Consider the following 13150-nt stretch of genomic DNA (forward strand, 5'->3'; position numbering starts at 1 on the left):
TATCTGATTGAGCCCCATACTAATGAGGATAAAGAAGCATCAAATATAAACTATTATGAAAAAACCTACTATTTTTAAAAAAGAACTAATTGTTCTACTGATATTTTTGTTCAGTTTACAATTATTCGCTCAAAATCAAGTGCCCTTCACACCCAGATTTAATCAAGATTTGAAGGGTGATATCGTTCTGATAGGTAATAATATTTTGGGACCAGATAACAATGATTTCAATAATAACTCAACATACAACCATACGGTTGATATGAGGTATATTGACATTGATTCAGATGCAACAACGTTTAGTTCGTCGAGTGCGGATTTGGCAATACCTATTAATCCTAATATTCCCGCCGCAGCCAATGATTGTTATGAAATTGTACATGCAGGTCTCTATTGGAGTGCGGTTACAAGTGGTTCTGAATCTATTAACAATGTAAAATTAAGGGGACCATCAGGTGGCTATAATGATATTGTGGCAGATGATGTTATTTTTGATGCAGGAAGCACGTCGGTAGATGGAGGTAATAGTTTTCCATACGCATGTTATGCGGATGTCACCAATATAATAAGAGCATTAGGAACCGACCAAGGAACCTATACCGTTGCAAATGTATCATCGGCTGAAGGACAAACAGATACGTTTAGCCCCAGAAACGGTACAGGATATTCTGCAGGTTGGTCTTTATTTATAGTTTATCAAAATCCATCATACCCAGGTAAATCAATTACTAGTTTTGATGGATTTAGTACCATTACCAGTGCCAATAATCCTACGGTGGATGTGGCTGTTTCTGGATTTAGAACAGTACCGGCACCAGCGCCAGTAAGAGCCAATTTTGCATTTGCAGCCTTAGAAGGCGATAAACCAATTACAGGAGATCGATTAAGAATAAATGGCACTAGTTTATCAGATTTGAACCGCGCTTCAGATAACTTTTTTAATAGTTCGGTCACTGGACCGGTTACTAGGCAACCTAATAGTAGTAATGCTCTAGGGTTTGATACAGGTATATTGGCTGTTCCCAATCCAAGTAATGGTGTTATTGACAATGATGATACAAGTGCAACAGTACGTTTGGAATCTACTGGAGATACTTATTTTCCCTATTTCTTCGCTTTTGCGGTTGATATTATTGCACCTAATATGGTACTTACCAAGACCGTTGAGGATGCTTCGGGAAACAATATTGGAGGCGGATTGGTAGGTCTTGGAGAGGAATTAAATTATATTATAGGTTTTCAAAATACAGGAAATGACGACGCTACAGGACTTACGATTAGAGATATCCTTCCAAGAAATATTGAGTTTGATTACCCCGCAGATATGGGCTTATTGCCACCCGGGATTACTGTGCAAAGTTATAATCCAACAACCAGGGAACTTATTTTTGCCATAGACGATTCTGTAGTTGAGGAAAACGATCCTGTGCTGGAAATTCGTTTTAAAGTGACGGTGGTAAGAGAATGTAGTTTGTTGAATAATGCATGTGATAACATTGTAAGCAATCAGGCATTTTCAACATATAGAGGAACATTAAACCCTTTGTTTGTTATTTCAGACGACCCAAGTTATAGCACCAATACAGGGTGTTTAATTACACCGGGAGCTACTAACTTTTTGGCAGATATTAATTGTACGTTTGAAGAAGACGTTATACTCTGTGGTGATAATGTCGTATTAACGGCAGGAGCCGACTACGACACATACTCATGGTCCACAAGTCCTTCTGGAACTCCGGTAATAGGAACCACACAATCTATAACAGTGACCACCCCTGGGACGTATTATGTTCGCAATACAGCAACAGCGCCTTGTCAATCCATCGATCAGATATTTAATGTTATTACCTATGGAGCGGGTGTTACCAACCCTTTGATTCCATTTGCAGATCAGGTAGTTACATGTCCTAATGATGGAAAAGAGCTGCCTAATATTTTTATGTGTGGTGCGAATGATACCAGGTTTATTGATACAAATATTACGGATACATCCTCAATAATTTGGGAACGGTTGGATGACACAAGTTGTGCTGCAGTTCCCGATATTAGGTGTGCCAATGAAGAGGTTTCTTGTACATGGAACCAAGTTCAAACAGGACCGGATTATTTGATAGATACGGCAGGTCAATATAGATTGACACTAAATTATACTGGTGGTTGTTTTAATCAATTTTATTTCAATGTTTATGAAAACGTTTTGGTACCTACGGCCACAACTAATGATATTATTTGTACAACACCGGGAGAAATTATTGTAGGAGATGTTCCTAGTGGTTATGAATATAGTATTGATAATGTGAATTTCCAGCCAAGTAATATGTTCTCTATTACGACTGCAGGCATTTATACTGTTTATATTAGACAAATTGGGGTGACACCTAATCCATGTATCTTTACCGTACCGAATATTCAAATAAGAGAAAGAAATTTTACCGTTTCAACAGCTATTACACAACCTTATTGTAATGGCGGACAAGGAAGTGTATTAATCGCGGCCAATGATGTTCGTCCGCAGTATTATTACTCAATTTACGACGGAGGCACATTAATAAATAGTGTAGGCCCCATAACCGCCAGTGATTATACGTTTGCGAACCTAAACCCTGGAACATATACCATAAATGTATCCACAGACGATGGTTGTGCTTACTCAGGAGATATAACGATAACAGAGCCACCATTATTAACGGCCACTGCGGCTTTAACAAGCCCATTGACCTGTACAGATGGTGAGATTACTGTATATCCCGTAGGCGGAACAGCTCCTTATTTCTATTTTGTTAATAGTACGACCGTTTTTCAAACGCTACCACAAATTCCTGTAACTGCTGCAGGAACATACAATATTAGGGTGGTTGATTCTAATAACTGTTTTGTTGATACATCAATAACGGTAAATGCTATATTGCCACCGGATTTTAATATTACCAAGACCGATATTTTATGTGCAGGCTCAGGTAATGTTGGAGAAATAAACGTTAATGTCACGAATGCTAACGGAAATAGTTTACGATATAGTATTGATAATGGTGCTACATTCTTTAATTCGCCTAATTTTACAGGGCTAGCTGCTGGAAATTATGAAGTCGTTGTTGAATACACTACAGGACCGGATGTGTGTGTTACGGCACCTCAAACCATTAGCATTATAGAGCTTTCACCAATAACTGGAACAGCGACATTAACCACACCTTATACGTGTATTTCGGATGGAGTTATAACGGTTTCCGGAGTTTCAGGTGGGACCGCTCCCTATACATACAGTATTGATGGGGTTACTTTTCAAGCTGGTCTAACATTTTCAGGATTAACAGATGGTACTTATACAGTTACTATAAGAGATGACAATGGATGTACACTTGTAGCACCGCCTATTACTATAGATCCATTGAACCCACCAACAGATTTAACTTTTAGTCATACTGCTTTAACTTGTCCGTCAAATACATCTGACGTAACCATTACTGGAACTACAGGTGGTTCAGGAGCATTGGAATATCAAATAACAGCACCGGCAGGATCAGCTACGGCATATCAGGCCTCAAATGTTTTTGCTGGATTAGCACCAGGAACTTATACCTTCCAGGTAAGGGATGCAGATAATTGTACTTATAGTGAATCTTATACTATTGACCCACTACCAGCATTAAGCGTCTTAGATCAATTGATAAATGATGTTACTTGTGTAGGTGCTTCAGACGGTGCCGTTCGATTTACGGTTTCGGGATCAACAGGTTTTACTTATACCATTAATGGAGGGGCTTCCACAGTAGGAACATCTCCTATTGATTTGACAGGCTTGGGAGCTGGAACGTACACAATTCTTGTAACGGACACTGCTACAAATTGTCAGGAAACAGCCTCTGTAACAGTAAATGAACCATCCGTATCATTAAGTGTTACGGCAACGGAGTCACCTATTACTTGTAACGTAGATGGCAGTGTCGTTATTAATGCCACAGGAGGTTGGGGCGGCAATACTTTTACGCTTACACAACCAGATACCACCGTTTTAGGGCCACAAGGAAGCAATACGTTTGCAAATTTAACGCAGGCGGGAACTTATACGGTAACAGTTACGGATGCAAATGGATGTACGGCGACCGACACCTTTGTTTTAAGTACGTCAACACCACCAACAGCTACTATAGGCGGAGACCTTTGTTATGATGGAGTAGATGCAGCAACACTGGTTGCCACTGCTTCTGGAGGACAAACGCCTTATGAATACAATATTAATGGAGGCCCTTTTGGATCTAGTAACACTTTTACTAATCTAACTCCCGGAACCTATACTATTATAGTAAGAGATGCGTATGGATGTACATTTACTTTACCGGCACAGACCATAGCTCCAGAATTAACAGTAAGTACGGTCTTGGCTAAAGATTTAGATTGTTCCGCAACGCCAGATGCTGTAATAACAGGTACCATTTCTGGAGGGACATCGCCATATACTTATGAATTGTCATTAAATGGAGGAGCATATGGTCCATTAGGATCTGTGGTAACACCATTTAATTATTTAACCGCAATAGCGGGAGATTACCGATTTAGAATAACCGATGCACAGGGATGTCAGGCAGAATCTAATGTCGTTACAATTACTCCGATAACAAACCCGACGGCTACTGAAACTTCGGTGAATCCAACTTGTAATGGTGCTGCAGATGGTTCGGTGCAAATAACCCCCGCAGGAGGTGTAGGTCCTTATGAATATAGTTTTGATGGAAGTGCCTTTACGGCCACATCCTTATATACAGGCTTAATTGCTGGTACCTATTCATATCAGGTAAGGGATAGTAAAGAATGTATTTTTAATGGTTCGATAACATTAACAGAGCCATCAGCTTTAGCAGCAACAGCAGCGGTAACAACACCATTTAGCTGTAGCGTGACTAATGCAAGCCAACCTGGTACGATAACGGTTACGACTACTGCTGGAACTGGTACGGCCCCGTACCAATACAGTTTTAATGGATCTGGTTATAGTGCGACCAATACTTTCGATGTCACAGATAATGGTTCGGACCAAACGATTAATTATTCGGTAAGAGATGCCCAAGGTTGTGTGTTTAATGACGCTGTTGTTATAACGGCATTAAATCCGCCAACATCCGGTTCTATTATTGGTAACCCTATAACATGTACAGCTACAACAAGTACTGTTACGGTAACCGAAGCGGCAGGAACAGGCGTAGCGCCTCTTACTTACGAAATAACGGCACCAGCAGCTTCTGCGACTTCCAATGGCACAGGTGTTTTTGCAGGATTGGCACCAGACACCTATACGTTTAGGGTTACAGATGCCGATGGTTGTTATTATGAAGAGACTTATACGGTAGATCCTGTTATAAATATTGTAGTCACTGGAACATTAATAAATGATGTAAGCTGTAATGGAGGTCTAGATGGCGCCGTGGATTTTACGGTTGGAAGTTTTGCAGGAACGTACAGCTATACCATTAATGGGGCGCCAGCAGTAACGGGACAATCGGCAACAACCATTAATTTAACTGGTTTGCCAGTTGGAGATCAGATCATTGTTGTAACAGACGAAACCACAGGATGTACAGATACGTTTACGGTAACAGTTACGGAACCGGCAAACCCATTAACATTTAGTACCACATCAACTAGTGTGTTTTGTTCTAATGATGAATCACAAATTACGGTTACAGCAGCAGGAGGTACACCAGGTTATATGTATGCTGCCGTTATAACTGGCGATCCTGCTCCCGTAGCATATGGTCCAAGTAATGTTGTGACTGTGGATACAAATTCTGGTGCAGATTTGGATTGGGATGTATATGTAAGGGACATAAATGGTTGTATTACCATGAATACCGTATCGGTGGTTAGTGATGCGCTACCAACGGTAACGACGCCTGCAATACCATCAAACCAATGTATGGTAACCTCTGCCTTTACTTTTACAGTAACAGGAACAGGTGTCGCACCATTGGAATATAGTATAAATGGCGGGGCTTCTTATCAAGCCAGTTCAACATTTACAGTAAATGCACCGGGAACTTATACCGTAACCATTAGAGACGGAAACGGTTGTACGGCAACTAGTGCCACAACAACAGAGGTTTTTGCGCCACTTGCAGCAAGTGCCACTTTAACGAAAGATTTAACATGTTCGGTGCCAACCGATGCATCCATGGATATAACGGTGTCTGGAGGTAATGCTCCTTTTGCTTATAGAGTCAACACAAATGGAGGCGGTTATTCAGGAGGCCCCATTGCGTTTGCAGGGACCACATTTACTTATCCGACAGCTACTGTAGGCACACATCAATTCGAAATTACGGATGCGAATGGTTGTACTGTAGAAACAAGTACTGTTACAACCAATGCTATTGTGCCAGTAACCGTTTCAGAAGCATCAGTAGACCCTACTTGTAATGGTTTTTCAGATGGATCTATTACTTTAACAGCATTAACAGGAGAAGCCCCTTTTACTTATAGTATTGATGCAGGAACAACTTTTGTGTCATCGAATGTATTTGGAGGTTTGACTGCGGGTAATTACGATTATGTTGTAAGGGATAGTAAAGGTTGTGATGCCACAGGAACGATTATATTAAACGATCCAGCGCTGATAGATGTTACTATAACCTCGACACCTATAGTGTGTAATATAAATACCCTTGGTAGTTTTACGGCAACAATTAACTCTGGTGGGGTAGCATCGTTTGTTTATACGCTTTATGATACCAGTTTTAATCAGTTGGCAACATCGGGACCAACAGCAGCAACATCCTATGATTTTCTAGGATTGACCTTTGGTGATTATTATATCACCGTAGTAGATGCCAACGGATGTGAATATAATAGTGGCATTCAAAGAATAGAAACACCTCCAATTTTAACATTAGATGGTTTTGTAGACTCTAACACTTGTGCTACGGGTGTCGATTATACAGTGACAACTACAGGAGGGATAGCACCGTATGTATTTTCAATTTTTGGACAACCAGCAACGGCATCACCGCCTCAGGCTAGCCCGACTTATACCTTTACAGGATTGCTTCATAATACCACTTACTTCTTACAAGTAGAGGATGTTAATAATTGTATTTCTATTTTAGAAATACTAACCCCTAATGCACCATCTACTATCCAAATTACAGGTACAACAAGTACAGATGTTACATGTAATGGTGGCTCAAACGGGACATTGAATTTTACAGTTCAAAATTATGATCCAACCGTTACGGATATAGATTATATAATTTTGGATGCGCTTTCTTTGTTACCAGTTACGCCTGCTATCAATGGAACGCTAACTGGAGCGGCAGGAGGACCCGTTTCTGGAAACATTACTACGCTACCGGCAGGAAGTTATGTGTTACAGGTTACAGAAGCATCAGGGACACAATGTCCTGCTAGTCATGCTTTTCAAATAACGCAACCAATTCAGCCTCTTAGTGCATCAGTTACCAGTAATATAAATGCTAATTGTAATACAGGAGCACAGCTTACCATTACAACAACAGGTGGAACAGGTCCGTATCAATATGCGGCTGGAGCCCCAGGTTTTTCACCAACATTTCCAGCTGATTTTGACCCGAATAACGTCCTTAATCTAGACGATACCATAAGAACAAATTGGGATATTGTGGTTAGAGACGCAAATGGTTGTGAAGTCACACTTAATGAAACCATTGTAAGAGATCCAGACCCAACAATTAACCCAGTAGCTCAGCAATGTTTTACAGGGACTCCTTTCAATATTACTATAACGGGAACAACTTCTACAGCCTCGGCAACATACAGTATTGGAGGTGCATATCAAGCGAGTCCAAACTTTACAATTAATGCCCCGGGAACGTATACGTTAAGTATCCAGGACGGTAACGGTTGTATCGCCTCAACATCGTATGTTGTAGAGCCTCAATTGTTATTGGATGCTAATATGACACAGGACTTAACTTGTACGGTAGATGCTAGTATTACGTTAACACCAACGGGTGGTACGGGAACTTACACAACTTTTGAAGTTAGTGTCAATGGAGGTCCATATAATGCGATAGGATCGACTTATACTACAGCTGCTTATGGAACCTATCGATTTAGAGTGATAGATTCGCAACTATGTGATGCAGAATCCAACACCATTACAGTCACACCAAGAACAACACCAACACTTACAGAGACACATACCGATGTAAGCTGTATTGGCGGTTCAGATGGTAGTATCGTAGTAACGGCATCCAATGGCATACCACCATATCAGTATAGTATTGACAATGGTGCAACATTCCAGGCGTCAAATGTATTTAACGGATTAAATGCAGCTGGTAGTCCATATAATGTGGTGGTAAGAGATGCTAAAAACTGTGATTCTGGAGCGACTGTAGTAAATATTACGGAGCCTATAGATGTTACTGGATTTGCAACATTAACAGACGGATTAACCTGTGGTGCTGGAAATGCCACGCAATCAGCTATTGTAACCATTACGCCTTCTGGAGGAACGGCACCTTATACTTATAGTTTTGATGGTGGTACAAATTACACCTCAAACAATACATTTACTACAAACGTAGCTGGTCCAGTATCTGCTATTATTAGGGATAGTAACGGATGTCTTAGTGCTCCGATTGTACAGAATGTACCAGCATTGGATCCACCAACAGATCTGGACTTTGTTTCTACACCAGTAACGTGTTTGGCATTGACCAGTGATGTTACCTTAACAGCAACAGACGGTGTAGGTCCATTGGCTTATGCTATTTTATCACCAGCGAGTGCAACTGGTAATGTAACAGGAGCTTCTTCTGGATTATTTACAGGATTAGCACCAGATACCTATTTATTTGAAGTGACCGACGCTAATGGTTGTACATACCAAGAGTCGTATACCGTAGATCCGGTAACCAATATTACGGTTTCAGGAGTGTTGGTTAATGACGTAAGCTGTAATGGCGGTTCGGATGGTGCCGTAGACTTTACGGTCGGAAGTTTTGCAGGAACATATAGCTACACAATCAATGGCGCACCAGCAGTAACAGGACAATCTGCAACAACCATTAATTTAACAGGATTACCAGCAGGTAATCAGGTGATTATAGTAACAGACGAAACAACTGGATGTACCGATACGTTCACGGTACCAGTTGGTGAACCTACTATATTAACACTTGTAGAGTCATCAAACATTAATGCAAACTGTAATTTTGGAGCCCAGGTAACGGTAACTGCAAGTGATGGAACACCAGCGTATACTTATGCTTTTGTTCAAGATGGTGTAGCACCGGTTCCTGGAGATTATACAAATAGCTCTAGTGCCGTTTTAGATCCAGCTACAAATGTAAATTGGGATGTTTGGGTACAGGATGCTAATGGCTGTACGGCACAAATAGATGTGGTTATTGCAACAGATCCATTACCAACGGTAACGGTTCCTGCATTGGCATCGAATCAATGTAACTTAACAGGAGACCCATATACATTTACTATAACAGGTAGTACAGGTGTAGGGCCTTTGGAGTACTCCATAGGAACCGGTTTCCAATCTAGTGGGACCTTTACGGTTTCGGCTGCTGGAACATATACAGTAACAGTAAGGGATGCGAATGGCTGTACGGCAACCAGTGCGCCTATAACTATTTATGAGCCTTTAGGTATAACGCCAACCATAACAGCATTGCCTAGTTGTCTTGACAATGATGGGGTGATTACAGTAGATGCATCCGGAGGATCAGGAACTTATACCTATGCTATAAGTCCGAATCCTGCATCCATAAGCTTAACCGGTAATGTGTTTTCTGGAGTACCATCAGGAACTTATACTGTTGAAATAACAGATACCGTAACCTCGTGTACAAACAATGTATCGGTAACATTGTCTCCCGCAACACCAGTAACATTTACTACAGATGTGGTTAATGTGAGCTGTAATGGCGGTAATGATGGTTCAATTACCGTAAATTTAGCAGCAAGTAACGATAATCCAATTTATACGTATGAGATAACGGCTCCTATAGTAGTAGCGCCGCAAACCTCGAATATTTTTACAGGATTGGTTGCTGGAAACTATACCGTACGGGTAAACTCAGGTAGAGGATGTTTCGATACGGCAGTTGTACCTGTTACAGAACCAACACTTTTAACGGTGTCTGGAACAGCAACGCCTTATGCGTGTGCACCAGATAATTCTGTAAATGCCTCTACATTGACCATTAATGAAGGAGCAGGAACAGGAACCGCACCATATACCTATAGTATAGATGGTACAAATTATTTTACTACAAATACATTTGATATCATAGATACAGGAAGTCCACAGACCATTAATATCTTTGTAAGAGATAATAATGGATGTGTAGCGACCAATACGGTTAACATAGCGCCATTACCAACATTAACAGCAGCCACAGTGGCCATTGCAACACCTATTGATTGTAATGGTACAGGTTCGGTCGATATCATCGTTACTGGAGGTTCTGGTAACTTTACCTATCAAATGTTGCCAAGTGGTACACCACAGGCTTCAAATACCTTTAGTGTGACTGCTCCAGGAGATTACTATTTCCAGGTAAATGATCTGGACACAGGTTGTAGCCTAATCACAGATCCATTTACGGTAGTACCTTTTGATACGATTGATGCGGTATTAACTGCAACAACAGCAGTAACTTGTTTTGCTGATACGAATGGTGCTTTTGAAATTAATGTTACTGGTTATACGGGACCTTATAATTATGATATCTTGGATAGCACCGGTACTTCTGTGAGAGGGCTTACGGCTGCTAATACATCCACAAACCCCGAGATAGTTACAGGGTTATCAGGAGGTAATTATACAGTAGTTGTAACAGAAACGGCAAGCCCTTTCTGTACCACAACATCGAATGTAGTTACTATAGATTCTCCACCTAGTGCATTAATAGTAACGGCAACAGAAACAGCTAGCGTAACCTGTGATAACAATGCAGGGACTATTACAGCTGTTGCCAGTGGAGGTAGAGGTACTTATGAGTATGAATTAACAGGTGCAGCGACCGTTGCGTATTCTCCAAACGGAACGTTTAGAGACTTGGCAGCAGGGGCTTATACCGTAAATGTAAGAGATGCCGGTGGCTGTATAGCTTCCGATCCGATTACACTTACCATTCCAGCACCTATTGATGCGACTGTGACCCCTAGTACAAACTTATTGTCTTGTTTTGGTGATACCAATGCGACCATTACGGTAAGTCTTGTGACGGGCGGACAGGGAAGTAATTACTCTTATACCCTTAATATGGTGTCGCCTACGGCAACGTCATCAGGGCCTCAAACATCTCCTGTATTTACCGATTTAGGAGCAGGAACCTATAATGTGACCGTTACCGATGGCTATAATTGTGTATTCAACTCACCTAATGTTGTTATAAATGAGCCTACTCAAATACAAACAACTTTAGCAAGTGCGACTTCACAAACTTGTTTAACAAATGCCACGCTAACATTAAGTGCCACTGGAGGAACAGGACCTTATACGTATAGCGATACGCCAAATTTTGTAACGACATTAGGATCATTTGCATCATCAACGACATTCCCGGTAGGGGTTGGAACACATGTTTATTATGTAAGGGATGCCAACGGTTGTAATGCGAATGTATCTAACGAAATTAAAATAGATCCGTTACCAACTTTAGTAGTTAATTTAGATTCTACGAATCCAACTATTAATTGTGCTGGTGATAATACAGGTGTTATAACAGCAACAGCTCAAGGTGGCTTAGGTAACTATGTTTACACTTTACAGGATACATCTGGAAATGATATAACTCCGGTAACTCAAGACAGTCCTGGTGTTTTCACCGATCTTGTAGCAGGAAGCTATCAAGTAATGGTAGAGAGTGGTGATTGTTTGGTTACTTCTGTAAGAATAGACATTACGGAACCTTCTCAACCATTAACGGCAACTTTTGTTCCATCGGAAGTTACTTGTCCAGGAGCCAACGATGGTACGTTGCAAATAAATGCATCAGGAGGAACAGGGTTGATTAGATATGCCATTTCTCCTAGATTAGATCAGTTTTTTGAAACATCTTTATTTGAAAACCTAGCACCTGGTAATTATCAAGCCATAGCGCAGGACGAATTGGGTTGTTTTATATTTGAAAGTTTCACTATTGACTCTCCAGTTCCGGTCGTAGTAAGTCTGGTACCTAACTCGTTGATTCCTGAGATTTGTGAGGGCGATATGGATGGAGAATTTAGTGTTGATATATCAGGAGGGGTACAGCCATATAGTGTCGCTTTAGATGATATAAATGGCACTTACACCACTGGTGGTCCAACCCAAACCATATTTGATTTTTCAAATCTTGGAGGCGGAGACCATATCGTGTATGTTCGAGATGCCCTTGGTTGTGAGTCTGAATGGAATATAACATTCCCAGCATCGGTAAGAATTAATCCTGAAGCCAGTGTTGAATACGGTTGTACAGGTAATTTATCTACTAATACCGTTACAGTAACTATAGATACTAGTATAACAAACCCTGCCGATGTGGATTATTCGTTAGATGGTGGGCCATACCAAGCAAGCAATGTGTTTGTAAATGTGCCAGCTGGATTAGACCACTACATAGATGCTAGACATACAAATGGTTGTATTCAGAGAACGGAAAGTTTTGATATTTCTCAATTTGATCCACTGACGCTTGTTTTAGAGGATGGCGGATTAAATGAAATCGTTGCCGTAACCAGCGGCGGTGCCGAACCATATGAATACACACTTAATGATGAATCTTATGGTAGTGAGAATACATTTATTATTTATGCATCTGGAGATTATACGGTCACAGTGACAGACAGTAACGGCTGTGTTGCTACGGCTACCAGATATTTTGAATATATAGATGTATGTATTTCTAATTTCTTTACACCAAATGGAGATGGTAATCAAGATGAATGGGGGCCAGGTTGCACATCCCAATATAAAGATTTAACTTTCGATATTTTCGATAGATATGGTCGGGAAATAGCAACATTACGTGTAGGTGATATGTGGGATGGAAAATATAATGACAACGAGCTTCCAACGGGGGATTATTGGTATGTTTTAAAACTCAATGATCCAAAAGATGATCGTGAATTTGTTGGGCACTTTACGCTTTACAGATAATGCAAATAAGGCAAT

Annotated in this window: 1 protein-coding gene; it reads left to right on the forward strand. The window is 40.7% G+C overall.

Annotation, left to right across the window (positions count from 1 at the left end; genetic code table 11):
• Nucleotides 1-55: 55 nt before the first annotated feature.
• Complete coding sequence (locus tag PQO00_RS18900; RefSeq protein ID WP_274186420.1) at nucleotides 56-13135, forward strand: T9SS type B sorting domain-containing protein; 13080 nt, start codon at nucleotides 56-58, stop codon at nucleotides 13133-13135.
• The last annotated feature ends 15 nt before the right edge of the window (nucleotides 13136-13150 follow it).

Source organism: Flavivirga sp. 57AJ16 (assembly GCF_028736925.1).
Classification (GTDB): Bacteria; Bacteroidota; Bacteroidia; order Flavobacteriales; family Flavobacteriaceae; genus Flavivirga.

Coding starts and splice junctions, on each gene's coding strand:
- PQO00_RS18900 (WP_274186420.1), top strand. CDS start 56: ATGAAAAAACCTACTATTTTTAAAAAAGAACTAATTGTTCTACTGATA.